Origin of the sequence: Lysobacter arenosi, assembly GCF_016613475.2 — a bacterium.
GTDB lineage: Bacteria > Pseudomonadota > Gammaproteobacteria > Xanthomonadales > Xanthomonadaceae > Lysobacter_J > Lysobacter_J arenosi.
The window spans coordinates 2,125,843-2,149,206 of record NZ_CP071517.1; the positions used below are offsets into that span (position 1 = coordinate 2,125,843).

At 67.6% G+C, this 23,364-nt stretch carries 26 protein-coding genes, 1 other RNA gene, 1 pseudogene and 1 riboswitch; of the genes and pseudogenes, 9 read left to right on the top strand and 19 right to left on the bottom strand.

All coding sequences use genetic code 11. The annotated features are described in order from the left end of the window. Position 1: 1 nt before the first annotated feature. The 4 genes from rsmH to rsmI form a co-directional block, all read right to left on the bottom strand. On the bottom strand, positions 2-943 hold the full coding sequence (rsmH, locus tag HIV01_RS09920) for a 16S rRNA (cytosine(1402)-N(4))-methyltransferase RsmH (RefSeq protein WP_200606791.1): 942 nt from the start codon (positions 941-943) through the stop codon (positions 2-4). A gap of 11 nt (positions 944-954) precedes the next feature. Next, complete coding sequence (gene mraZ / locus HIV01_RS09925) at positions 955-1,401, bottom strand: division/cell wall cluster transcriptional repressor MraZ (RefSeq protein WP_200606793.1); 447 nt, start codon at positions 1,399-1,401, stop codon at positions 955-957. 510 nt (positions 1,402-1,911) lie between these two features. Then, positions 1,912-2,267, bottom strand: an RNA gene (gene rnpB, locus HIV01_RS09930) — RNase P RNA component class A. A 207-nt stretch (positions 2,268-2,474) separates the two neighbouring features. After that, positions 2,475-3,329 carry a 16S rRNA (cytidine(1402)-2'-O)-methyltransferase gene (gene rsmI / locus HIV01_RS09935; protein ID WP_200606795.1) on the bottom strand — a complete coding sequence of 285 codons (855 nt, stop codon included), beginning with the start codon at positions 3,327-3,329 and terminating at the stop codon, positions 2,475-2,477. 213 nt (positions 3,330-3,542) lie between these two features. Between rsmI and HIV01_RS09940 the strand changes: the two are divergent. Together HIV01_RS09940 and HIV01_RS09945 are read left to right on the top strand one after the other, a co-directional pair. Beyond that, positions 3,543-4,790: pseudogene (locus HIV01_RS09940) on the top strand (penicillin-binding protein activator); the annotation flags it as partial. Further along, positions 4,774-5,154 carry a YraN family protein gene (locus tag HIV01_RS09945; RefSeq protein ID WP_200606799.1) on the top strand — a complete coding sequence of 127 codons (381 nt, stop codon included), beginning with the start codon at positions 4,774-4,776 and terminating at the stop codon, positions 5,152-5,154. The pseudogene HIV01_RS09940 and the gene HIV01_RS09945, both read left to right, overlap by 17 nt. Positions 5,155-5,161: 7 nt before the next feature. Here HIV01_RS09945 and HIV01_RS09950 read toward each other — a convergent pair whose 3' ends face one another. Genes HIV01_RS09950 through HIV01_RS09960 form a run of 3 tightly spaced genes read right to left on the bottom strand, consistent with a single transcriptional unit; the run spans position 5,162 to position 7,855 of the window. Further along, positions 5,162-5,620 carry a response regulator gene (locus tag HIV01_RS09950; protein WP_200606801.1) on the bottom strand — a complete coding sequence of 153 codons (459 nt, stop codon included), beginning with the start codon at positions 5,618-5,620 and terminating at the stop codon, positions 5,162-5,164. Between the two features lies 1 nt (position 5,621). Further along, on the bottom strand, positions 5,622-6,062 hold the full coding sequence (locus HIV01_RS09955; protein ID WP_200606802.1) for a response regulator: 441 nt from the start codon (positions 6,060-6,062) through the stop codon (positions 5,622-5,624). Further along, positions 6,059-7,855 carry a sensor histidine kinase gene (locus HIV01_RS09960; RefSeq protein WP_200606803.1) on the bottom strand — a complete coding sequence of 599 codons (1,797 nt, stop codon included), beginning with the start codon at positions 7,853-7,855 and terminating at the stop codon, positions 6,059-6,061. The genes HIV01_RS09955 and HIV01_RS09960 overlap by 4 nt, the downstream gene beginning before the upstream one ends. Positions 7,856-8,067: 212 nt before the next feature. Here HIV01_RS09960 and HIV01_RS09965 point away from each other — a divergent pair, with 212 nt between their 5' ends. After that, complete coding sequence (locus HIV01_RS09965; RefSeq protein WP_200606804.1) at positions 8,068-9,039, top strand: MBL fold metallo-hydrolase; 972 nt, start codon at positions 8,068-8,070, stop codon at positions 9,037-9,039. Between the two features lie 18 nt (positions 9,040-9,057). On the opposite strand, the gene HIV01_RS09970 is transcribed toward HIV01_RS09965, so the two are convergent. Together HIV01_RS09970 and HIV01_RS09975 are read right to left on the bottom strand one after the other, a co-directional pair. Continuing rightward, entirely contained in the window at positions 9,058-9,330 is a 273-nt protein-coding gene (locus HIV01_RS09970) for a hypothetical protein (RefSeq protein ID WP_200606805.1), read from the bottom strand. Positions 9,331-9,403: 73 nt separating this feature from the next. Further along, complete coding sequence (locus tag HIV01_RS09975; protein ID WP_200606806.1) at positions 9,404-9,844, bottom strand: Ohr family peroxiredoxin; 441 nt, start codon at positions 9,842-9,844, stop codon at positions 9,404-9,406. A gap of 475 nt (positions 9,845-10,319) precedes the next feature. Between HIV01_RS09975 and HIV01_RS09980 the strand changes: the two genes are divergently transcribed. Beyond that, the gene (locus HIV01_RS09980; RefSeq protein WP_200606807.1) at positions 10,320-11,039 is read left to right on the top strand and encodes a phosphatase PAP2 family protein; all 720 of its coding nucleotides are present in this window, start codon (positions 10,320-10,322) and stop codon (positions 11,037-11,039) included. A 24-nt stretch (positions 11,040-11,063) separates the two neighbouring features. Here the strand turns inward: HIV01_RS09980 and HIV01_RS09985 are convergent, their stop codons facing one another. Continuing rightward, complete coding sequence (locus HIV01_RS09985) at positions 11,064-11,498, bottom strand: EamA family transporter (RefSeq protein WP_200606808.1); 435 nt, start codon at positions 11,496-11,498, stop codon at positions 11,064-11,066. Between the two features lie 53 nt (positions 11,499-11,551). After that, positions 11,552-11,815 (bottom strand): hypothetical protein, encoded by a 264-nt coding sequence (locus tag HIV01_RS09990; RefSeq protein ID WP_200606809.1) that lies wholly within the window; start codon positions 11,813-11,815, stop codon positions 11,552-11,554. 127 nt (positions 11,816-11,942) lie between these two features. Between HIV01_RS09990 and HIV01_RS09995 the strand changes: the two genes are divergently transcribed. The 5 genes from HIV01_RS09995 (at position 11,943) to HIV01_RS10015 (ending at position 16,675) form a co-directional block, all read left to right on the top strand. Then, positions 11,943-12,308, top strand: coding sequence for a hypothetical protein (locus tag HIV01_RS09995; protein WP_200606810.1), 366 nt, complete (start codon positions 11,943-11,945; stop codon positions 12,306-12,308). Between the two features lie 126 nt (positions 12,309-12,434). Next, positions 12,435-13,805, top strand: a complete 1,371-nt coding sequence (locus HIV01_RS10000; protein ID WP_200606811.1) for a DUF3300 domain-containing protein — start codon at positions 12,435-12,437, stop codon at positions 13,803-13,805. Positions 13,806-13,817: 12 nt separating this feature from the next. After that, complete coding sequence (locus tag HIV01_RS10005; RefSeq protein ID WP_200606813.1) at positions 13,818-14,732, top strand: DUF2950 domain-containing protein; 915 nt, start codon at positions 13,818-13,820, stop codon at positions 14,730-14,732. Between the two features lie 49 nt (positions 14,733-14,781). Next, positions 14,782-15,237: a hypothetical protein gene (locus HIV01_RS10010; RefSeq protein ID WP_200606815.1), complete on the top strand. Its 456-nt coding sequence runs from the start codon at positions 14,782-14,784 to the stop codon at positions 15,235-15,237. Positions 15,238-15,280: 43 nt separating this feature from the next. Then, a complete protein-coding gene (locus tag HIV01_RS10015) occupies positions 15,281-16,675 on the top strand; it encodes an FAD-binding oxidoreductase (RefSeq protein ID WP_200606817.1) in 1,395 nt (464 codons plus the stop codon). Positions 16,676-16,681: 6 nt separating this feature from the next. Here the strand turns inward: HIV01_RS10015 and thiL are convergent, their stop codons facing one another. The 8 genes from thiL to nrdR all read right to left on the bottom strand — a co-directional run bounded on the left by thiL (position 16,682) and on the right by nrdR (position 23,301). Continuing rightward, the gene (thiL, locus tag HIV01_RS10020) at positions 16,682-17,641 is read right to left on the bottom strand and encodes a thiamine-phosphate kinase (protein WP_200606819.1); all 960 of its coding nucleotides are present in this window, start codon (positions 17,639-17,641) and stop codon (positions 16,682-16,684) included. Between the two features lie 57 nt (positions 17,642-17,698). Beyond that, positions 17,699-18,160: a transcription antitermination factor NusB gene (gene nusB / locus HIV01_RS10025; protein ID WP_200606821.1), complete on the bottom strand. Its 462-nt coding sequence runs from the start codon at positions 18,158-18,160 to the stop codon at positions 17,699-17,701. After that, positions 18,157-18,624 (bottom strand): 6,7-dimethyl-8-ribityllumazine synthase, encoded by a 468-nt coding sequence (ribH, locus tag HIV01_RS10030; protein WP_158733423.1) that lies wholly within the window; start codon positions 18,622-18,624, stop codon positions 18,157-18,159. Before ribH ends, nusB begins: the two co-directional genes overlap by 4 nt. A 79-nt stretch (positions 18,625-18,703) precedes the next feature. After that, positions 18,704-19,828, bottom strand: a complete 1,125-nt coding sequence (gene ribB / locus HIV01_RS10035; protein WP_200606823.1) for a 3,4-dihydroxy-2-butanone-4-phosphate synthase — start codon at positions 19,826-19,828, stop codon at positions 18,704-18,706. Between the two features lie 9 nt (positions 19,829-19,837). Next, the gene (locus tag HIV01_RS10040; RefSeq protein ID WP_200606824.1) at positions 19,838-20,428 is read right to left on the bottom strand and encodes a riboflavin synthase; all 591 of its coding nucleotides are present in this window, start codon (positions 20,426-20,428) and stop codon (positions 19,838-19,840) included. A 124-nt stretch (positions 20,429-20,552) separates the two neighbouring features. Continuing rightward, positions 20,553-20,740, bottom strand: a riboswitch (FMN riboswitch). 110 nt (positions 20,741-20,850) lie between these two features. After that, positions 20,851-21,630, bottom strand: a complete 780-nt coding sequence (locus tag HIV01_RS10045) for a class I SAM-dependent methyltransferase (protein ID WP_200606825.1) — start codon at positions 21,628-21,630, stop codon at positions 20,851-20,853. A gap of 28 nt (positions 21,631-21,658) precedes the next feature. Further along, the gene (gene ribD, locus HIV01_RS10050; RefSeq protein WP_200606826.1) at positions 21,659-22,780 is read right to left on the bottom strand and encodes a bifunctional diaminohydroxyphosphoribosylaminopyrimidine deaminase/5-amino-6-(5-phosphoribosylamino)uracil reductase RibD; all 1,122 of its coding nucleotides are present in this window, start codon (positions 22,778-22,780) and stop codon (positions 21,659-21,661) included. Beyond that, positions 22,780-23,301, bottom strand: a complete 522-nt coding sequence (nrdR, locus tag HIV01_RS10055; RefSeq protein ID WP_207526916.1) for a transcriptional regulator NrdR — start codon at positions 23,299-23,301, stop codon at positions 22,780-22,782. The genes ribD and nrdR overlap by 1 nt, the downstream gene beginning before the upstream one ends. Between the last annotated feature and the right edge of the window lie 63 nt (positions 23,302-23,364).

Below are 23,364 nucleotides of genomic sequence, written 5' to 3' on the forward strand. Positions count from 1 at the left end.
CTCATGCCGCCTCCTGGTCGAGCTTCTCGGCCACGCGCAGCACCGCACTGCGGGCGCGCGGGTTGACCGAGGTCTCTTCGTCGAAGGCCTTCTGCGCACCACCGATCGCCATCAGTAGCGGCGTGAACGCCACCTCGATCGGCATGCGTCGATTCGCCGGAGGCGCCTTGCTGTGGCGAAGGATGAACTGCTTGACGATGCGGTCTTCCAGCGAGTGGAAGCTGATCACCGCCAGGCGGCCGCCGGGCTTGAGGCGCGCCAGCGCCGCGTCGAGGCCGATCTCCAGATCGGCCAGCTCGCGGTTGATGAAGATGCGGATCGCCTGGAAGCTGCGCGTGGCCGGATGGATCTTGCTGTCGCCGCGCGGCATCACCGAGGCGATCAGGTCGGCCAGCTGCGCGGTGCGCAGCAGCGGCTGCTCGGCACGGCGGGCGACAATCGTGCGGGCGATCTTGCGGCTCATGCGCTCTTCGCCGTAGGTCCACAACACGTCGGCGATATCGCGCTCGTCGGCCTGGGCCAGCCACTGCGCCGCGCTCAATCCGCTGTCGGGATCCATGCGCATGTCGAGCGGGCCGTCCTTGCCGAAGCTGAAGCCGCGCTCGGCAACATCGAGCTGCGGCGACGACACGCCCAGGTCGAACAGGATGCCGTCCAGGCCCGCAGCGGTTTCATTCCACTGCGCCAGCTCGGCGAAGCTGCCACGGTAGATCGCCACGCGCGGGTCCGCGGCGAACTCGCGTTCGGCAACGGCAATCGCTTCGGGATCCTTGTCCATGACCAGCAGCCGGCCTCCGGGGCCGAGTTGTTCCAGCACGCCACGCGCATGGCCGCCGCGCCCGAACGTGCCATCCAGGTACGTTCCGTTCCCGCGCACGTTCAGGCCGTCGAGCACCTGCGCGTACATCACGGGAAGGTGGCCGGAAAGCGCGCCGCGCCCCATGCCACCCACCGTCACAGCTGCAGATCGAGAAGCTCCTCGCTCAGATCGTCGTCAGAAATCGTCTGACGGATCTGTGCGTGGTGCGCTTGCTCGCTCCACAGTTCGAACTTGTCGCCCATGCCCAGCAACACGGCCTTCTTCTCGATGCCGACGGCGGCGCGGTGGCTGGCGGGGATGCTGATGCGGCCGTTGCCGTCGAGCTCGACGAACGTCGCCGCGCCGACCAGCTTCAGCTGCATGCTGCGATTGACCTTCTTGGCCTTGGGCAGGGCGTTGACCTGGTCGCGGACGCGTTCCCAGATGGCCTGCGGGTAGAGGTACAGCGAACCCGACTCGAACGGGTTGTAGGTGATGACCATACGGTTGCCGCATTCACGCGCGACAGCGTCACGGTAGACGGTGGGCACCGCCAGCCGGCCCTTGTCGTCAATCGTGATGGCGGTCTCACCCTGGAACATTCAGCACCTGGTTGGGGCCACCTCTAAGCGGGCGGCTTGGTCACTGAAAAACCACAAAAAACCCGGTTTTCCCTCAGATGCCCACCTTAGGCACGCCCCACAGGGTTGTCAACAAGTTTGGCGACGCAATTTCACCTGTCGCATCAAGGGCTTGCAGCGAACTTCACAGTCTTATTCAAGACTTATCCACTAGCCCTTGTTTAGTCTCATTTTTTGAGACTGGAAGGGCCCGAGGCGCCACCCCGCGCAAAGTCGACCCCAGGCACTTTGCCCATGCTGCTCCGCAGCACCGACCGCCTCATTTGCGACACCGATCACATTCCGAGAATGAATATGCGATGTCTATGGGAATCTCAGGCCCCCACTTCGCCAGCCAAACCAAAGCCACAGCCCCCCCCTTTAGTAAAGGGGGCGCCGCGGCAGCGGCGGGGAATTGGAAGCTAAAAGCCTGGGACCCGAGTTGCGCAGCAACTTGGGGCTCTTCTGAGCGCGAAGCGCCAGAAGAGCAGGTGGCGGAGCCGGCCGATAAGCCGGGTTCTGTCTAGGACAGTCATTCCTCTAGGCGCAGCGTCGCCGCTACGCTCAAGCAACCTACCCGGAGACACCGCGGGCCGCGGCATTGCCTCCCTATTTGGTCTTGCTCCCGGTGGGGTTTGCCGTGCCGGTCTGTTGCCAGACTCGCGGTGCGCTCTTACCGCACCGTTTCACCCTTACCACGCACGTCTTGCGACGCCGTTCGGCGGTCTACTCTCTGTTGCACTTTCCGTCGGCTTGCGCCGCCCAGGCGTTACCTGGCACCGTGCCCTGTGGAGCCCGGACTTTCCTCGGCATCCCCGAAGGGATGACGCGACTGCCTGGCCGACTCCGCCGGTGGTAATTCTACTGCCTTCGCAGTGAATACCCCCAAAGTTTGCTGTGCAAACTTCGGGCCCCAGCGAATGGCCTCCAACTCCCTGCCGCTGCCGCGGCGCCCCCTTTACTAAAGGGGGCTGTGGCTTCGACCTGCGCCGCGACCGCTGCATCACTCTCTCACCGTCATTCCCGCAAAGGCGGGAACCCAGTGGCGTTGGCCTTCAACCTTCGTCGGAGTTGTACAGGGCCTTGCGCGGGGCGCCGCTCAGTTCGGCGGCCAGCTTGGCGGCCTGCGAGGGCTTGAGGTGTTCGCTAAGCTTGGCGTACAGGCGCCTGCCCTCGGCGATGCTGGCATCGGCGTCGTCGCCAGCGCCCTCCACTATCACGACGAACTCGCCCTTGCGCTGGTTGGGGTCGGCTGCCACGCGCGCCTTCAACTCGCCCAGGCTGCCGTCGAGGACGGTTTCGAACAACTTGGTCAGTTCACGCCCCACCACCGCCACGCGCTCATTGCCGAACGCCGTCGCCAGGTCCTCGAGCGATTCCTCGATGCGGTGCGCCGACTCATAGAAGATGAGTGTGCGCGGTTCTCCAACCAGGCGCGACAGCCGCTCGCGCCGTGCCGATGCCTTCGCCGGCAGGAATCCTTCGAACACGAAACGATCGCTGGGCACGCCGGCGACGCTGAGCGCGGCGATCGCAGCACAGGCACCGGGCACCGGCGAGACTCGGATTCCGGCCGCGCGCGCGGCACGGACCAGGCGGAATCCCGGATCGCTCACCAGAGGCGTGCCCGCATCCGACACCAGCGCCAGCGACTCACCGGCACGCAGCCGCGCCACCAGTTGCGCCGCCTGCGCGTCCTCGTTGTGCTGGTGCAAGGCCAGCAACGGCCGGTCCAGGCCGAAATGCGACAGCAACTGGCGGGTGTGACGGGTGTCCTCCGCGCAGATCGCGCTCACCGTCTTCAGGGTCTCCAGCGCGCGCGCCGACAGATCGCCAAGGTTGCCGATCGGCGTAGCCACGACATGGAGGATTCCCGGAGGTGGGAGATTTGCTGCTTGGGACGTAGGCATCGTGCGTCTGCGGTGGGGCCGGGTAGAATCCTAACCGGTCCCTCAGGAACGCCGCGTCGCGGCGAATGCATGCCGATGAGCCTAGCTTCGAATCGATGGGCGATGAAATGGATCTTCGCCGCGGCAATGAGCACCGCCCTGCTCGGCGGTTGCGCCACGGTGAGCCATACCGGCACGACCTCGCAGGCCAGCCGCAACGCCACGATCATGGAGGCTGGCGAACTGGCCCGCAGCGGCGCCGCCCTGGTCGGACCGGCCCGCAGCGCCAATGATCGCCAGATCGAGCGCCTGCTCGCACAGCTCGACAACCCCACCCTCACCCGTGAAGCCGCCGCCCTTGCTGCCGGCGACCCGCTCTACAACTACGTCGGGCAGGCGCTGCTGCGCCGCGGCCTGCCGCTGCCGCGCCCGTTCGATCGCAGTGCATGGCACTTCGATGCCGCCAACCGCCCGCCGGCCGACAGCGACGGCTACCGCCCGCCGGTGAAGCTGGCGGTGCTGCTGCCGATGTCGGGCACCCTCGCCGTCCCGGCCACGCCGGTGCGCGACGGGCTCCTCGCCGGCTACTACGGCGAAACCCGCCGCCGCCCCGACATCAGCTTCTACGACACCGCTGGCACCACCGGCGGCGCACTGGCCGCCTACGACCAGGCCGCCGCCGAAGGCAACGACTTCGTGGTCGGCCCGCTCGGCCGCGACGAAGTCAACGCGCTGTTCGGCAAGGCCTCGCTGCCGGTCCCGGTGCTCGCGCTCAATCGCGGTGATGCCTCCCCGCCCGGCGGCAATGCCAGCTTCTCGCTGTCGCCGGAAGACGAAGGGATCGCCGCCGCCGAATACCTGCTCGGCCGCGGCGCACACCGCGTGCTGGTGATCGCCAGCAGCGACGACACGCAGCAGCGCGCCGTCACCAGCCTGCGCGATCGCCTCGCCGAACGCGGCGGCGAAGTCACCGACGTGGTCAGCGAAGGCATCGCCGACCTTGGCCCGTATGCGCAGAAGGCTGGCGGCGTCGACGCCGTATTCCTGGCAATCAAGGGCAGCAATGCGCGCACGCTGATGCCGAAGCTCGCCCTGGCAGGTCTCGCCGGCAAGCCGCGCGTTGCCACCTCGCAGGTGTTGTCGGGTACCGGCAAGCCGGAAGAGGATCGCATCCTCGACGGCATCGCCTTCCCGAGCGACGTGTGGTCCATGCGCGGTGTCGCGGGCCTGCCGCCTGCCAGCAACGTCGGCGCGCAACTGAACAGCGCCAAGGGTCCTGCGGCGCGACTGTTCGCCTTCGGCTTCGACGCATGGCAGATCACCGCCTACTTGCAGCGCCTTGCGACCAGTGCCGACGGCAAGATCGATGGCGCGACCGGCACGCTGCGCCTGGACGGCTTCGGCAACGTGCTGCGCACGCCGGCGTGGTCGACATTCAGCGCCGGCGTCGCCGTGCCGCTGCTTAATGCCGCCCAGCGTTGACCAGCGCAGCCGTGGCGCGGCGGTGGAAGCCGCCGCGCGCCAGTACCTGATCGATGCCGGGCTGCGCGACGTAGCCGCGAACGCCAACTACCGAGTTGGCGAACTCGACCTGGTGATGCTCGATGGCAGCACGCTGGTGTTCGTCGAAGTCCGGTTCCGGCGCAACTCCCGCTTCGGCGGCGGCGCCGACTCGGTCGACGTGCACAAGCGCCGCAAGCTCGTTCGCGCGGCGATGGCCTTCCTTGTCCGCAACCGGCGCTTTGCCGATGGCGCCTGTCGCTTCGATGTGATCGAAGCCGAGGGCGATCCACACGCACCGACGTTCAACTGGTTGCGCGACGCATTTCGCGCCGACGATTGCTGAGCGACTGCTAGTTTTCCAAGGCCGGACGCTCGCACGCGGCGGCGGCGACTTCACGGTGCGATGGCGATGGCGATCGCGCCTGCCGGACTGCATGCAGCAGGCCAGGCACATCCTCTTTCAGCAGATAGGCGTGCACGCCCGACGCGGCTGCACGCGCTGCCACTTCTTCTTCATGCGTACCCGACACCAGAACGAACGGGATCGTCGCGTCGAACTCGTGGACGATGGCCAGGGCATCGAATCCGTTGAATGCCGGCATCGACATGTCGGACACGACCAGGTCCGTGCCAGCCTCCATCGCCGTGCGCAGTTCCGACGCCGACTGCACGAGCAGGAACCGTGCGCGGATGCCCGCGTCGGTCAGCTGCAGCGACAACAGTTCGGCGTCGTCGGCATCGTCCTCCACCAGGACGATGCGCAATGCGTCGGCCTGTGGATTGGCGTGGGGATCGGCGGCCGATCCCACGTCAGTCCATCGCCGGCGGTTCGTTGATCACCGCCCAGAACTTGCCCAGCACCTTCACTGCCTGGAAGAACTGGTCACCGTCGACCGGCTTGACCACGTAGGCGTTGACGCCCAGGTTCCAGCCGGCGGCCAGGTCGCTTTCCTCGCGCGAGGACGACAGGATCACCACCGGCAGGTTCCTGAGCTTGTCGTCGCCGCGGATCTGCTGCAGCACTTCCAGTCCATCCATGCGCGGCATCTTGATGTCCAGCAGTAGCACCGCCGGATGGCCTTCGGCCCGGTCGGCGAATCGGCCGCGCCGTTGCAGGTAGTCCATCGCCTCGACGCCATCCTCGACATGGACGATGGGGTTGACGAGCTTGGCGTCGCGCAGCGCGTCGATGGCCATTTCGGCATCGGCGTGGCTGTCTTCTGCAAGCAGGATGGTTCGGAACTCGGTCATTGCATCGGTCCGGTGGTGGACGGCAACGCATCGAGCGAGGCCGGCAGGGTGAATCGGAAGATCGCGCCCTGGTCGGGCTCGGATTCGGCGCTGATGCTGCCGCCGTGCCGTGCCAGTACGCGCTTGACGCTGGCCAGGCCGATGCCCGTGCCGGGAAAGTCGCTGGACTTGTGCAGCCGCTGAAACACACCGAACAGCTTGCCGGCGTATGCCATGTCGAAGCCGGCGCCGTTGTCGCGCACGCAGAACTCGTGGCCGCCATCGTCCAGGCGCCGGTGCGATACCTCGACCTGGCTGCGCTCGCGGTTGCTGCTGTACTTGACTGCATTGCCAAGCAGGTTGAGCCAGACCTGGCGCATCATGTTCTCGTCGGCGACCACGATCGGCAGCGGCTCGATCTTCCAGGCGACCTGCTGCGGACTGCCGTCCGCGGCCAGGTTCGCATCGAGCATCGCCCGCGTCTCGGCGACCGTCGACTGCATGTCGACCGGTTGCAGGCGCAGTGCGCTGCGGCCCAGGCGCGAATACACGAGCAGGTCGTCGATCAGCTGCGACATGCGCTTGGCCGAATTGCCGATGATGCCCAGGTAATGCAGGCTCTTTTCGTCGGCGTCCTCGCCGAGATGGCGGGCCAGCTTGTCGGAGAAGCCGGACACGTGGCGCAGCGGCGCGCGCAGGTCGTGCGAAACCGAGTAGCTGAAGGCCTCAAGTTCGCGGTTGACTTCCGAAACCTGGTCGACCTTGCCTTCGAGCTGGCGGTTGAGCTCGTTGATCCTGCGCTGCGTCGCCTTCTGCGCCGATACGTCGCTGACGGTCAACAGTGCGACTTCATCGTCGCGGTCCGGCAGGGACATCCGGCTGGCATTGATCAGCACGGTGCGCTCGATGCCATCGGCGGTGGTCTGCGCCTGCTCGAAATCCCACAGCTCGCGCCCGCGCGAAAGCACGTCGCCCAGGCGCTGCTGCAGGATGACATCGGTCCATGCGGCATTGGTTGTCAGCTTCTGGCCGTCGCCTGTCTTGCCGTAGAGCTGCTCGAATGCGGTGTTGTGCATGACCACGCGCTGGTCTGCGTCGATCAATGCGATGGGTTCGCGAACCGTCTGCAACACCGCCAGGGCGCGTGCACTGGCCTGGCGCGACTGCCGCTCGGCGGTTATCCGCTTGGCAACCTGTCGCCCGAGCAACCAGGTCACCAGGACGAGCAGCAGCAGTTGCACCAGCATCGAGCCCCAGCCCAGCCAGCGCGCCCAGGCACGCTGGCGCTCGGCGTCCCTGATGCGCTTGTCGAGCAGCACCTGCTCGTTGGCGAGCAACTCGCGAATGACGTTGCGGATGGGAAAGCGCGTGACCAGCGGCGTGATGACCGGGCCGGCATCGGCGGCGCCGGTCTTGAGCAACTGGTCGACCACTTCCAGGCGACGTTCGATCAACTCGCCCAGGCGGCCGATAAGCAATTGCTGACGGGGATTGTCGGCGGTCAGTGCAGTCAGTGTCCGCAACTGTTCGGGAATCCGCGCGCGCCCCTGGACAATGCGTTGCCGGGTCAGTGGCAAGTCGGCACCAAGCACCACCACCATCGACGCCGATTCCACCTCGCGCACATTCAGCGCCAGGCCGGTGACGGCCGACTCCACTTCATGCGTGTGCGCCACGGCATCGGCTGCCTCGAGGTTATCCCGCGACAGGTTCTGCAGGAACAGGAACGGGACGACCACGATCACAAGAATGCCCGCGGCGATGGCGGGCACCCGCCAACGTCCCAAGCTTTCCCGGGTATCGGAAACGTCCATTTACCCCCTGACCAGTAGCGCGATGGCTGGCGCTTCCACCATGTGGCGGCAGCCGCCCCCGACTCAGCGGCCGATCCTATCCGATTTGCCGCGGAGGCAGCGAGCGCTAACATCAACATGAACGGTTCAGCAGGACGGGCAGGCAGGGCCTGGGGCGTAGGCTCCACACTAAAAGGCCGCCGGTCCTCCCCTACCCACTCGCAGGCATCCGCATGATCCGAATCCAGCTTGCCAGCCTCACCGCCGCACTCACTTCTGTCTTGCTGCTCGCCGGATGCTCCAGGCCGCAGCCGGCCACGACCGACACCGCTGCAGCTGCCGCAGCTGCCGCGCCCGATGCCGCCGCCGCAGCAGCTGCCCAGCCCGAGGCAAGCCCGGATGTCTTCCGCTTCAAGATCGGCGCGCTCGATGCGGTCGCACTGAAGGACGGCGACATCGACGTTGCCAACGACGGCAAGACGTTCGCTGTTGGCCAGGCGAGTGCCGAGGTCGCCGCGCTGCTGACCGCGGCGGGCGTGCCGGCCGACACGCTGCACCTGAGCATCCAACCGCTGCTGGTTCGCAGCGATGCACGTGTCCTGCTGTTCGACACTGGCGCCGGTGACGTGTCCTGGGCGCGGGCGGGACGTCTGCCGGCTTCGCTGCGCGCAGCGGGCGTCGAGCCTTCGCAGGTCACCGACATTTTTCTTTCGCACCAGCACCAGGACCATAGCGGTGGCCTGCTGGCGCGTGATGGCAAGCTGGCCTTCCCCAACGCTGCCATTCACCTCTCGGCTGCCGAGTGGGAATCGCTGAAAAAGGACAAGGATGCGGCCGCGCTGGTGGCGGCGATGACGCCGAAGGTCACTACCTTCGTGCCAGGTGCCGCAGTCGTGCCGGGCGTGGTCACCGCCGTGGAGGTCGCCGGCCACACGCCGGGGCATAGCGCCTACGAGATCCAGTCAGGCAACGAGCGGCTGCTCTATATAGGCGATGCCGCGCATCACTACGTGATCTCGGTACAGCGACCGGAATGGACGGTGCAGTACGACCAGGACGCGCCAGCGGCGCAGGCCAGCCGGCGTGCACTGCTTCAGCGCGCCGCCGCCGGCAACCTGCGGATCTATTCGGTGCATTTCCCCTTCCCGGGGCTGGGCCACTTCAAGGCCCAGGGCGACAGCTTCGTCTGGGTGCCCGAAGGCTGAGCCTGTTACGACCAGTCATCAAAGCTGGCACGACGACCCGTCGTAATCGGCAAGTCGCGCGCCGTCCACTTCGACCAGCCGATCCAGGCGCAGCAGCTCACCGCTGCTGATCGACAGGAATTCCTCGCCGTTGCGCGCGAACACATCGGTGATGACGTCATCGCGCTGCTGATCGGCGCCGCCCTCGTCGCGAAAGCGGATGTGCACGTTCCTGCGCAGGGTCGCGAGGTCCTCGAGCCGGTCGTGGAACTCGCAGCTGATGGGGTGATAGCGGGTGTGGTCGTTGCTCATGGCGGTTGCCTCGAACGAATGGGGATGCCGGGCACGGCCGACCCGATGCAGGGTCGGCCGGCCGGGCGGTGGGTCACGAAGTGATGACGTTCACGACGACTTCGATGTTGCCGTGCGTTGCCTTCGAATACGGGCAGATCTCATGGGCGGTGTGCGCAAGCTTCTCGGCAACATCCTGCGCCAGGCCCGGGATGCGGACATCGAAGCGGGCACCGAGCAGCCAGGCAGCGCCGGTCTGTCCGAGGATGATCTCGATGTCGACCGACAAGTCCTCCGGCAGCTTGACGCGCTTCTGCGCGGCCACCAGGCCAATGGCGGTGATGTAGCAGGACGACCACGCACCGGCGAACAGCTGCTCGGCGGTCGGGTGCGGAGCGACGTCGGGAAACTCGAAGCCGGGGTGGCCCGGAGACGTCAGCGCCAGGTTGACGCTGCCGTGGTCGGCACCGGCGGTCGGCGGGTTGACGGTGGTGTGGGTCTTGCCGGTGAAGAGGACCTTGTCGATCTTGCTCATGGTGATTGCTCTCGTTCTGGATGAGGGAGGGGTATCAACTGCATGCGTCCAGAGCGCATGCGCCGTATAAAGAAGGAATCTCGTCGAGCTGGTGAACTGCCGCGGGGAAGTTCGCCTCGCATTCGATTACATCGCATGCGATGGAGCGCACTCTAGGGAGGCGGGTCGGGGGAGTCAATCGACCAGGGAGGCGCGGTTCAGCCCTCATTTATCGTATGCGCTTTGATCGCATCCGCTGCCATCCAGCCACCTCCCCTCGACTTGCGTTCCGGATACCGGGCCAATACCGTCGGCAAAGCCTCCGGGCGCCGCTCCAACCTATTTCCGACAATCCGCTGGCGAACATTCCGCCGATTACGAACCGACTCGACAGTGCCCTCGCGGCCGAATGAAGCTCCGCTCCCCCCTATTCAGCCGCACTCGCGGCACCGCCAGCCCGGCCACATCCCGACCGCGTCGCCGGCACAAGGGGCGCGTGGGCGAGCGCGAACCTGGTTTGCCCCGCGACAGGCACTTCTTCCTGACCCATGCCTGGCTCCCCCTCCTGACATTTGCCGTGCTGGTACCCGTGCTGATGGGCTGCGGCGGAGACCAGTGGATCGCCGACCATGTGTATGCCTGGCAGGGCCACACATGGGCGCTGCGCCGGGGATTCGTCACTGATCGCCTGATCCACCAGGTCGGACGCAACCTGAGCCTCGTGGCGTGGCTGGGCGTGGCGGTTGCCTGGCTGGTGGCCCGCAAGCGAGCGCAATGGTCAGCACTGCGGCGGCCGCTGGCGTACTTGCTGCTCTGCGTCGCGGTCACGGCAGTCGTCGTCGCCTGGGTGAAGTCCTGGTCCAACATGGATTGCCCGTGGGACCTGATCCGTTACGGCGGCACGCGCGAGTATGTCCGGCTCCTGGAGTTGCGGCCGATCGGCCTGTCGCGCGGCGTCTGCTTCCCCGCCGGAGGGGCCAGCGGCGGCTACGCCTGGGTGGCGCTGTACTTCTTCTTCGCCGCGATCCGCCCGGGTTGGCGATGGGCGGGGCTGGCCGTCGGCCTGGGCGCCGGATTGGTCTTCGGCATCGCCCAGCAACTGCGCGGCGCGCACTTCCTGTCGCACGACGTGTGGACGCTTGCCATCAGCTGGGCGGTGGCACTGGGCCTCTACCTCGCCTTCTGGGAAGCCGACGACGCGGCCGCGGGCAGCTGACACTCACTCGCAATCCGGTCGCGGCTAGCGTCGGAATACCAGAAGCACCAATCCCGCAGTAACCAGGCTGATGCCCGCCCATTCGCGTGCCGCCGGGCGCTCGCCGAGGAAGGTGAATGCGAAGAGCGCCACGAGCACCACGCTGAACTTGTCCACCGGCGCCACCATCGAGACAGGTCCGGCCTGAAGCGCGCGGAAATAGCAGAACCACGATGCTCCCGTCGCCAACGCCGACGCAGTGAGCAACGCCAAGGTGCTTGCCTGCAATGAAAGCGGGTTGGACCACTTGCCCGCCATCATCACGAACGGAACGATGACCGCCGCCACGATCACCGTGCGGACCGCCATCGCAAAGTCCGAGTCGACGTTCTCGACGCCTGCCTTGGCGAGGATCGCCGTCATCGCGGCGAATACGGCCGACATGAGGGCCCAGAAGACCCAGCTGTTCGGGATCACCATGGCAACGGCTCCTTTGAGGCGCGGGCGGTGCGGGTTTGACGATCGCTCAACCATCAACGACCCGGCAAGGGTGCATGCAATGACGATCCCGATGCCACTTCGTCACGCGGCAGTACCTCGAAGATGACCCGCCCGTGGTACGGCGCCCCGAGGGCACGCGTGCGGTAGCCATACTGGGCAATCTGCCGTTCGAGCGTTGGCCACAGGCCTGTTTTCGTCACGAACACCAGGCCGTGCTCATGGCCGACTTCCTCCACCTCGCGCAGCAGCGGTTCGTCGTATTCCGGATTGAAACGCGGCTGGGGGACAGGCGCCATCGAAAGCTTCTCTTCATGAATGCCAGCGACGGGTCCTTTCGCGCCCCGGCCTCCGTTCCGACTAGTCTCTGACATCGCCGACCGCAGACTTCGTGGTTTGGAATAGCGTCTGTAGGCGATTGCAGCAGTGGTTTCCTGGACTTCGTTCGATCTGGCGCGGTACATCGCGACTACCGTGTTCCTTGCCTGGATCGCGTTTGCCATCGTGCGATCGCAAAAGAGCCTGCTGGTCTCCGGCCATGGTTGGCTGTGGGTGACGCTTACGGCCGCGGCGGGGCTGTGCCACTGGCCGATCAACTTCTGGCTGAGCAATCCGCTGATCTGTCCGATCGTCGTGTCACTGCTTTACCTGGTGTCGCTCGTCGGCCTGGCGCCCGACGACACGGTGATGACCACAGGCGCGACGCCTGTTTCGCGGTGGTTCCAGCGCGGCCTGGTAGCCGCCATGGTCGGGACGGTCAGCGGCGTAATGATCTGGACGCTGCTGCTCTAGGCCCGCTGCCACCGTGTTGGCGGTGTGAACGTCGCCGCCTGGACGAAGCCTATGATGGCGGCCAGCTACCCGCACCGGCCGCCATGGCCGGCGCGAACCCGGACGTCTTGCGATTGGAGTACCCCAATGCGCATTTCCGCACGTCACCTTCCTGTCGCCTTGCTGCTGTTCGTGGCCGCCGCCGGGGCCACGCCGCAAGCCGCTGCGCCAGGTGCGGAGTCGGCAGCCTCCACGCCTTCCTCCGATGCGTTCAGCCCCGAAGAACTCGACCAGATGATGGCGCCGATGGCGCTGTATCCGGATTCGCTGCTCGCGCAGGTGCTGATGGCGTCCACCTATCCCGGCGACGTCGCCGATGCGGTCAAGTGGGCCAAGGCGCATCCCGACGCCAAGGGCGATGAGGCAGTGCGCCAGGTCGCCAGCCAGTCCTGGGACCCGAGCGTGCAGTCGCTGGTGGCGTTCCCGCAGGTGCTGGACCTGCTGGGCAAGGATCCGGCCTGGGTGCAGCGGATGGGCGATGCCTTCCTGGCCCAGCCCGACGCGGTGATGGACTCGGTACAGCGCCTGCGGCGACAAGCGCAGTCCGCCGGCAACCTGACGTCGAACGAACAACTCAAGGTCAGTACCGAGCCGGCCGCAGGCGCGACCACGACGGTGGCTCCGGCCGAATCGACGATCATCATCGAATCGGCCGACCCGCAGGTCGTGTACGTGCCTGCGTACAACCCGACCACGGTGTACGGCCCCTGGCCCTACCCTGCCTACCCGCCGTACTACTACCCGCCTTCGCCGTACTACTACCCGGGCGGCGCCCTGTGGGCAGGCCTCGCCTTCGGCACCGGCGTGGCCATCACTGCCTCGCTCTGGGGTGACATCAACTGGGGCCATGGCGACATCGACATCAATGTCGACCGCTACAACAACATCAATTCCAACCGCCAGATCAATCGCGGCGACAACACCTGGCGCCACAACGCCGCCAACCGCGACGGCGTGCCTTACCGCGACCGCGCCAGCCGCGAGCAGTTCGGCCGGCAGAAGGATGGCGCCGGGCAGCGCGACAACTTCCGCGGCCACGATCCGGCACGCTCCGCCGACCGCGAACGTGCGCGCCAGTCGATGTCGCAGCGCGGCTTCGACACGCCGGCGGCGAGCAACCGCGAGGCACGCGATCGCGCGGGACAGGCCTCGCGACAGATGGACCGGCAGCAGGCAGGCGGGCGTGACGTTGCATCGGCACGCCAGGGCGCGCAGGGCAATTCGCAGCGTAATGCGCAGGCACGCGATGGCACGCGCCAGCAATACCAGGGCAACCGCGGTGGGCAGAACAACGCATTCGCGGGCGCCGGCAATCCCGGCCAGGCACGCGCGTCGTCCAATCGTGGCCACGGCAGTTATTCCGCATCGCAACGACCGGCCAGTGCACGTGGCGGTGGCCGGCAGATGCAGCGTCCGTCGCGCCCGCCGCGCTCGGGCGGCGGCGCCCGGCGTCGTTGAGAGGAGACGAAGATGATCACCGCCGTCCGCATGTTCGCGATGACCTGCCTCGCCCTGATCGCTCCGCTGGCCGCTGCGCAGGAGGCGTTCCCGACACAGGAGGCCGCCGCGGAGGCGCTGGTCGCCGCACTGGGCACCACCCAGGCCGACGACGCCCGCCTTGGCGAAATCCTCGGCCCCGACTGGAAGACCTTCGTCCCCACCGGCAGCGTCGATCGCAGCGACGTCGATGCCTTCCTCGCCCGCTATGGCGAGAAGCATTCATTCCAGAGGTCATCTGCCGGCGGCGCCGTCCTTGCCGTCGGCAAGGACACCTGGACGCTGCCGGTGCCGCTGGAGAAGACACCGACGGGCTGGGCGTTCAACGTCAAGGCCGGCGAGCCGGAGATCCGCGCGCGCAGGATCGGTCGCAACGAACTCGACGCGGTCCAGGCGGTGCTCGCCTATCACGACGCGCAGATGGACTATGCCTCGGTCGACCGCGATGGCGACGGCGCGCTCGCCTACGCACAGAAGTTCCTCAGCAGCGACGGCCTGCACGACGGCCTGTACTGGCCGGAAGAGGACGGCGTCGACGACAGTCCGCTCGGGCCGCTGTTCGGCGACGACACGCCCGACGGCGAATGGCACGGCTACAAGTACCGGATCCTGACCGCGCAGGGCCCTTCCGCGCCTGGTGGCGAATACGACTATCTGCTGGGCAAGGCAATGAGCCGCGGTTTCGCCCTGATCGCATGGCCGGCGAAGTACGCCGACACCGGCGTGATGAGCTTCATGATCAGCCACGAGGGCGAAGTGTTCGAGAAGGACATGGGTCCCGAGAGCGAGCAGCTGGCCGAGGCGATGACACGCTTCGATCCCGACAGCAGCTGGAAGGAAGTGCCGACCGATGAACCGTCGGGTGCGCCGCGGTCGAAAAACCGGTGAAATGACGGGCACGTAGCCCGCGACCAGGAGGGTCGCGATGAGGATAGGGATGAGGACCGCGTTCGCCGCCGCGGTGCTGCTCATCGCAGCGTGCAGCTCCACGCCGTCCAGAGTGGAGCCGCCGGCGGCGCCCACGCCATCGGAAGCGGACAAGGCCGTGGATGCCGGCCGCGGCGAGTTCACCGTCGCCGCCGGAATGAACGACACATGGAATGCGGTCGGACAGATCCTGATCCGCCTCGAGGGTGTCAGCTACGAGATGCGTGCGCAGATGCTGGGCATCTACACCGTGCGCTACCGCGGCGAGCGTTTCATCATCCTCACCCGGGCACTGCTGGCGAACAACGAGCGCAAGGGTCTCGCGACCGAGGTCGGCGCGCTCTGGCTGGACGGCAAACCCAACAACAGCGCCGCAGCGCTCGACCTGCTCAGGCAGCTTGAGAAGCGACTGCCGGACGAACTGGCGCTGATCGCAGCCGGTGGCCGTGGCAAGCCGAAGCACTGATGGTGCCCGTTCCGGCTCGGCGGCCGCGCTATCCTTCGCAGCGATGAGCACCCTTCCAACGAGCGTTGTCGGCCTCGATGCCGAAATGTCTGCGCTGCTCGGCGACGGCTGGCGCACCGATGCCAGCGAACGCCTTGCCTACGCCTACGACAATTCGCGGCGGCAATCCTTGCCGGATGCGGTCGCGCTACCGACGACGCGCGAGCAGGTCGTTGCGCTGGTACGCGCCTGCCGTGCCCACGGCGTGCCGGTGGTCGCGCGCGGACGCGGCACCAACACCACCGGCGCTGCAGTGCCGGTCGCAGCGGGCGTCGTGGTTTCGTTCGAGCGCATGAACCGCATTGTCGACATCCGTCCCGGCGATCGTTGCGCGGTGGTGGAACCCGGCGTGCTCAACGGCGATCTGCAGGCGGCGTTGAAGGCACATGGCCTGTTCTGGCCACCCGATCCCACCAGTGCCGGCTACAGCACCGTCGGCGGCAACCTCGCCTGCAATGCCGGCGGTCCGCGCGCGGTGAAGTACGGGGCCAGCCGCGACAACGTGCTGGCACTCACCGCGGTGACGGGTACGGGCGAGCTGATCCACTGCGGCACGGCCACCACCAAGGGCGCGACCGGATACGACCTGCAACGCCTGCTGGTCGGCAGTGAAGGAACACTGGCGCTGATCGTCGAGGCCAGCCTGCGCCTGACGCCGGCACCGAAGGCGCGACGGGCATTGCGTGCGATCTACCGCGACGTATCGAGCGCGGCGCAGGCTGTTGCGCGACTGATGGCGCAACCGGTGACGCCTTCGATGCTCGAGTTCATGGATGCCGATGCGGTGCGGCTGGCGCGCGATGTCGGTGGCGCCGACCTGCCGCACGAGGCCGGCGCGCTGTTGATGGTCGAGGCCGATGGCGATGCGCAGACATTGCCGCACGACATCGAAGCCCTGATGCGCGCCGCCGAAGGCGACGGGCTGATCGCGATCGACGATGCCGCCGACGAGGCTGCGCGCGAGAAGCTGTGGGCCGCGCGCAAGGCGCTATCGCCGTCGCTGCGCACGCTGGCGCCGGGCAAGATCAATGAGGACGTCGTCGTGCCGGTGTCACGCATCCCGCAACTGGTCGATGGCGTGCAGGCGCTGTCGCGCGAGTTTGCATTGCCGATCGTCTGCTTCGGCCATGCCGGCAACGGCAACCTGCACGTCAACCTGCTCTACGATCCCGCCGACGCGTCGCAGAACGAACGCGCGCACGCGGCGATGGGTCGCGTGTTCGCGCTCACGCTTTCGCTGGGCGGCACCTTGTCGGGTGAGCACGGCATCGGCCTGGCCAAGCGCGAGTTCATGCCGCAGGCGATCGATGCGCCGACGCTGACGATGATGCGGGCGGTGAAGGCGGCGTTCGATCCGGACGGGATACTGAATCCGGGGAAGTTGTTGCCGGACGAGTGACAAGCGTCAGCCGAAGTGCTCGTAGCCCTTACGCGGCGGCTGCCATTCCAGTGCGTCCGCGTCGAAGGCGCGCACGCCTTGCTTGGCGGTGATGCGGCCGACCCAGCTGAGCTGCACGCCGACGCTGTCGGCCAGGCGCTGGACGTCTTCGAGGCGGTTGGACGGCGCGGTGAAGCACAGCTCGTAGTCGTCGCCACCGGCCACCTGCAGCGACCTGCGTGCGTCACCGTTGGCGAATGCCATCAGTGCGTCGGAGGCGGGCAGCGAATCCAGGTCGAGGTCGGAACCGGTGCCACTGCCGCGGCAGACATGGCCCAGATCGGCAAGCAGTCCGTCGGACAGATCGATGCAGGCATGCGCCATGCCGACCAGTGCCCGGCCCAGCGCGACGCGCGGTACCGGGCGGTCGAGCCGCGTGCGCAGTCGTGCATCGCCAGTTTCGCCTGCGCGCCATTGCTCCAGTGCCGCGGCGGCATCGCCGAGCGTGCCGCTGACCCAGACGTCGTCGCCGACGCGCGCGGCGTCACGGCGCAGTGCGCTTCCCGGCGCGACAAAGCCGTGCACGGTCACGCTGATCGAGAGCGGGCCGCGCGTGGTATCGCCTCCGACGAGTGCGATGCGGTGCTGCGAGGCCAGGCCGAGGAAACCGTCGAGGAAAGCGTCGAGCCAGGCTTCATCGTTGTCCGGCAGCGACAGCGACAGCGTGCACCAGGCCGGCTCGGCGCCCATTGCCGCCAGATCGGAGAGATTGACAGCGAGCGCCTTCCAGCCGATGTCGGCCGGCGCGGATTCAGGCGGGAAGTGCACGCCAGCGTTGAGCGTGTCGGTGGCAACGACCAGCTGCATGCCGGCCGGCACCTGCAGCACGGCGGCATCGTCGCCAATGCCGACGATCACGTCGTCGCGGCGCGTGACACGATCCGCGACGCGCGACTGGATGCGGGCAATCAGGTCGAACTCGGCCATGGTGTTGTCCCTGCCCTCACCCAAGCCCTCTCCCGCATGCGGGAGAGGGAGCAAAACTCACTTGCCGCGCGGCGCCTGCACTTCGGTCGCGCGCCATGCCGCGGCGGCATGGTCGAGCACGCCGTTGACGTAGGTATGGCCGTGTTCGGCGCCGAAGCGCTTGACCGACTCGATGGCCTCGTTGATGACCACGCGGTACGGCACGTCCGGACGCAGGCGCAGCTCGTAGGCGGCGATGCGCAGGGCGGCGCGCTCGATCGCGTCGACCTGGTCGATCTCGCGGTCGAGGAACGGCTGCAGCGCTTCGTCGAGGTCGTTGCAGTGCTGGTCGACGCCGCGCACCAGGTCCTCGAAGTACTCCAGGTCGGCGACTTCGTGCGCCTGCTCGTGGGCGAACTGCGAGATCACGTCCGGCGCGGTGGCGCCCGACATCTGCCAGGCATACACGGCCTGCAGCGCGCGGCGACGCGCACGCGAGCGGGCTACGGGGTCGATTCCATCGTTGCGACGGCGGTTCATGGCAGTTGTCCCAGCAGGTGACTCATTTCCAACGCGGCCAGTGCCGCCTCTTCGCCCTTGTTGCCGTGGCTGCCGCCTGCGCGGGCCTCGGCATCTTCGTGGCGCTCGACCGCGAGCACGCCGTTGGCCACGGGCAGGCCGTAGTCCAGCGATACACGCATCAGGCCATCGGAGCATCCGTCGGCGACCTGTTCGTAATGACGGGTGTCGCCGCGCACGACGCAACCCAGCGCGACCACGGCGGCATGCTGGCCGGCGGCGCCAAGGCGCGCGGCGACGAGCGGGATCTCCCATGCGCCGGGGACGCGGATCACGTCGACCGCCGTTTCGGCCACGCCGTTGTCGGTGAACGTCTTGCGCGCGCCGGCCACCAGCGTATCGGTGATGCGCGGGTTCCAGCGACTGGCGATGATCGCGAAGCGCGCGCCCTCGGGGCTGCGCAGGTCGCCTTCGTAATGGGGCATGGGGGATTGTCCGGAGTGGGCGGGCATTTTAGCGCGTTAAGGGGAGATCCCCCTGCGAGCAGGGGGAGGAGCCGGTGTGTCAGTGCGGCAGCTCGACGTACTCGACCACTTCCAGGCCGAAGCCGGCCAAGCCGACCTGCCGGCGCGGGGTGCCGAGCACGCGCAGCTTGCCCAGGCCCAGATCGGCCAGGATCTGGCCGCCGGCGCCATTGCGACGCCATTCGGCGAGGGCGTGGCCCGGGGTCGCCGCGACCGGCGTGGCGTCAGCGTCGGCATGCAAGGGCGCGCGCACGCGCGCCAGCATCGCCTCGGCGTCGGCACCGTCTGCCAGCAGCACCAGCGCGCCGCTGCCCTGGTTGGCGATCGCCTTGAGCACGTCGCCGACCGCCGGGCCGAAATCCGGGCGACGCCAGTGCAAAGCATCTGCCAGCGGGCTGAGCATGTGCACGCGCACCAGCGTCGGCTCTGCCGGATCGGGTTCGCCGCGGCGCATCGCGAAATGCAGGCCGTGGCTGAGGCGGTCGCGGTAGGTGAACAACTGGAACGGGCCGTGCTCGGTCTCGATCTCGCGCTCGTCGATGCGCTCGACCGTGTGCTCGGTCTCGAGACGGTAGCGGATCAGTTCCTCGATCGAGCCGATCTTCAGGCCGTGCTCGGCGGCGAATTCTTCCAGCTGCGGGCGACGGGCCATGCCGCCGTCGGGGTTGAGGATTTCGACGAGCACGCCAGCCGGCTCCATGCCGGCCAGCAGCGCCAGGTCGGCAGCCGCCTCGGTGTGGCCGGCGCGGTTGAGCACGCCGCCGGGCTGGGCCTGCAGCGGGAAGATGTGGCCGGGCTGCGAAAGATCGCTCGGCGCCGCGTCCGGCCGAACCGCGGTGCGGATGGTATGGGCGCGGTCGTAGGCGGAGATGCCGGTGGTGACGCCTTCGGCCGCCTCGATGCTGACGGTGAAGTTGGTGTGGTGGGGCGAGGTGTTGTCGCGGACCATCGGCGGCAGGCCGAGCTGGCGGCAGCGTTCGCGCGTGAGCGACAGGCAGACCAGGCCGCGTGCGTGCGTGACCATGAAGTTGATGTCCTGCGGGCGCACCAGTTCGGCGGCCATGATCAGGTCGCCTTCGTTCTCGCGGTCTTCGTCATCGACGATGACGACCATGCGGCCGTTGCGGATCTCTTCGAGCAGTTCGGGGATGGGGCTGAAAGGCATGGGTGTTCCTTATTTCGCCAGCAGGCGCTCGACGTAGCGCGCGACCAAGTCGATCTCGAGATTGACGGCATCACCGACGCCGGTTTGTGCGAACGCGGTGTTGGCGACGGTGTGCGGGATAAGGGCGACTTCGAAGCCTTCGGCATCGACTTCGTTGACGGTCAGGCTGACGCCGTCGACGCAGATCGATCCCTTCTTGGCGATGTAGCGCAGCAGCGGCGCCGGTGCGTTGAAGCGCCAGCGCTGCGCACGCGCATCCTCGGTGACGGAGGCGACGCTGCCCAGCCCGTCGACGTGGCCACTGACCAGGTGACCGCCGAGGCGATCGGTCGGGCGCATCGCCCGCTCCAGGTTCAGCACCGCGCCCGTCTCGAGCGCGCCGAGCGTGGTCAGCGACAGGGTTTCGTTGGAGGCGTCGGCGGCGAACGAGCTCGCGTCGAACTCGACCACGGTCAGGCACACGCCGTTGACGGCGATGCTTTCACCGAGCTTGACCGAATCGAACGCCAGCGTGCCGACGTCGACGGTGAGGCGAACGTCGCCGCCGCGGCTCTCGGTATGTGCGAGGCGGCCGACGCCTTCGATGATGCCGGTGAACATCAGCGCACCTCCGGCAGGGAGGCGACGCAGGCAGAAATGACGATGGACATGAAACGTTTCCCGCAAAGGTGAGCGAAAAACGCCTCAAGGCATGAGGCAGGCACACGGCCGCGAGGCCGTGCGCAGCTGTCTTCTTTCATCCGGACTGTGAGCGGCGCCATTGCTGGCTCCGCTGGACCGTCGGCTCCGGCATCTGACCGGATCTGCTGACCCTCCGGCGTGGCCGGAGGCGCTCGCGGGCTCGTGCAGACTGGCCTGGGCTGGCCTGCACCTACCGCCGGTGGGGAATTTCGCCCCGCCCTGAAGACGTCGTGTTGTGGTTGCCGGTGGATTGGCGCGGCGATTCTAGCATCCGGGTCCGGGACGGCCTCCGGGCCGGGCGGCGGACGCAGTGTTCCACCGGTCCGGCTTGGGGCGCCCGGTCAGGGCTTGCGGCGCAGGTGCAGGAACAGCGGCCACTGGATCAGGCGGGTGTCGCCCTCAGCGCCCCAGGCCGCGGCCAGCGCCGGGCCGTGGCTGGCGACCGGATCCTCGCCGGTGTCGGCGGCGCAGCGGGCCACCGCCGACATGCTCGACAGGTAGCGCAGGAACTGGCCCAGGCCCCATTCGGCCTCGAGCCACAGGTCCGCCGCCGGCAGCGCCGGGAACGGCCAGTCGTAACCGGCGTAACGGGCATCGATCTGCGCGCGTTCCGGCGGCCAGTAGGGTTCGATGCGGGCGCGGAAGGCTTCCACGGCCTCGATCATCCCTTCCGGCGCGATGAAGTCGCCGTAGCCCCAGGCCGCGAGCACGCCACCAGACGTGAGCACGCGTTCGCATTCGCGGAAAAAGGACTCGCGATCGAACCAGTGCAGCGCCTGCGCGACCGCGACCAGCTGCACTCTGCCGTCGTCGAGCGTGGTGCGTTCGCCGGGCTCGACCGCGAGGCTGACATTGCCATGCCCGCCCTGCGCCCAGTGCTGGGCCAGCTGCCTGGCGCTGGGTTCGGTGGCATGCACGTGGGCGAAGCGGGCCGCCAGACCGCGCGTGGCCTGGCCGCTGCCGCAGCCCGGCTCCCAGACGTTGGCGCTGGCGGGAACCACCGCGGCGATCGCGTCGAACAACGCATCGGGGTATTCCGGGCGCGCTTGCGCATAGGCGTCGGCGACGCCGGAGAAGTGGTCCTTGAAGGTGGATTGCGTCGATGCCGGGTCCGTGGTCATGACTGCCTCCTTCGCGTGGATTGCCTGGCTAGCCGCCTGCTGCGGCCGCCGTCTTTGCGGGCACATCTTGCGGCCGCATCAGCAACCGCACGTCCTGGCCAATGTATCGCGACTCGACAATGGCCATGTTGAGCTTCTGTGACATCGTGTCGATCGCGAGGCCGTCGAACATCGGTCGCGCGCGCTCGCCCAGCAACACCGGCGCAACGTACAGCAGCACTTCGTCGACCAGTCCCGCAGCGAGGAAGGCGCCTGCGAGCGTGGCACCGGCTTCGAGCTGGATCTCGTTGACGCCGCGCTCTGCAAGCAGGCGCAGCACTGCTTCGAGGTCGAAGCGGCCTTCGCGCACGGTCACGGCCGCCAACTGGGCCTGGATGCCGCGCGGCGGTTTGGCATCGGGCGCGTGGATGTAGAGCGTCGGCGCATCGCCTTCGCGGACGCGACCGCGTGCGACCGTGGCCAGGCCCGGGTCGAGCACCACGCGCAGCGGTGCCACGAACGGCGTGTCGTCTTCCAGCCGCACGGTCAGCGACGGGTCGTCGGCGAGCACGGTGCCGGCGCCGGTCACGATCGCGCCGGCGCGGGCGCGCCAGTGCTGCACGTCCAGGCGCGAGGCGTCGCCGCTGATCCACTTCGACTCGCCACTGGCCAGCGCACTGCGCCCGTCGAGGCTGGTCGCCAGCTTCACCCGCAGCCAGGGACGCCCGCGTTCCACCCGCGACAGGAAGCCGCGGTTGCGCGCGCGCGCCTGGGTTTCCATCAAGCCCGATTCAACCGCTATCCCGGCGGCCTTCAGTCGCTCGAAACCGGCACCGTCAACCTGCGGGAACGGATCGCGCATCGCCGCCACGACGCGCGCGACGCCTGCGGCAATCAACGCATCGGCACACGGACCGGTGCGGCCGGTGTGCGCGCACGGTTCCAGCGTTACATAGGCGGTCGCACCACGGGCGCGATCGCCGGCCGCACGCAAGGCGAATACTTCGGCGTGCGGCTCGCCGGCGCGCTGGTGCCAGCCTTCGCCGACAATTTCGTCGCCATGCGCGATCACGCAACCCACCATCGGGTTGGGCCGGGTGGTGTAGGCGCCGCGTTCGGCCAGGCGCAGGGCCTGGGCCATCATCGCGTGGTCGGTCGCGGTGAATGCCATCAGCGTTTCCTGCCGCGTGGCGCGGGCTCGGGTTCGCCTTCCAGCAATGGCAACTGGCCTTCGGCGGAGCTGTCGCTTTCTAGACGGTCGAGTTCCTCGCGGAAATCGGCCACGTCCTCGAATGCACGGTAGACCGAGGCGAATCGCACGTAGGCGACGTGGTCGAGCTTGCGCATCTCGGCCATGACGAACTCGCCGACCCGGCGCGACTGCAACTCGCGCTCGGCGGTCATGCGCAGCTGGTGCACCACCGCGCGCACCGCCGCTTCGATCTGCTCTTCCGCCACCGGGCGCTTCTGCAGCGCGCGGTCGAAACTGGCGCGCAGCTTGCGTGCGTCGAACGCCTCGCGGCGGCCGTCGCTCTTGATCACCAGCGGCAGCTTCAGCTCGATGGTTTCCAGCGTGGAAAAGCGCTCGCCGCAGGCTTCGCAGACCCGGCGGCGACGAATCGTGGCGCCATCGTCGGACACGCGCGAGTCGATCACGCGGGTGTCGTTGTGTTGGCAGAAGGGGCAATGCATCGTGCTATTGCCCCTGCTCGCAGCGCAGGATCACGCGCCGCAAAACCACGAGCGCCGCCGGCG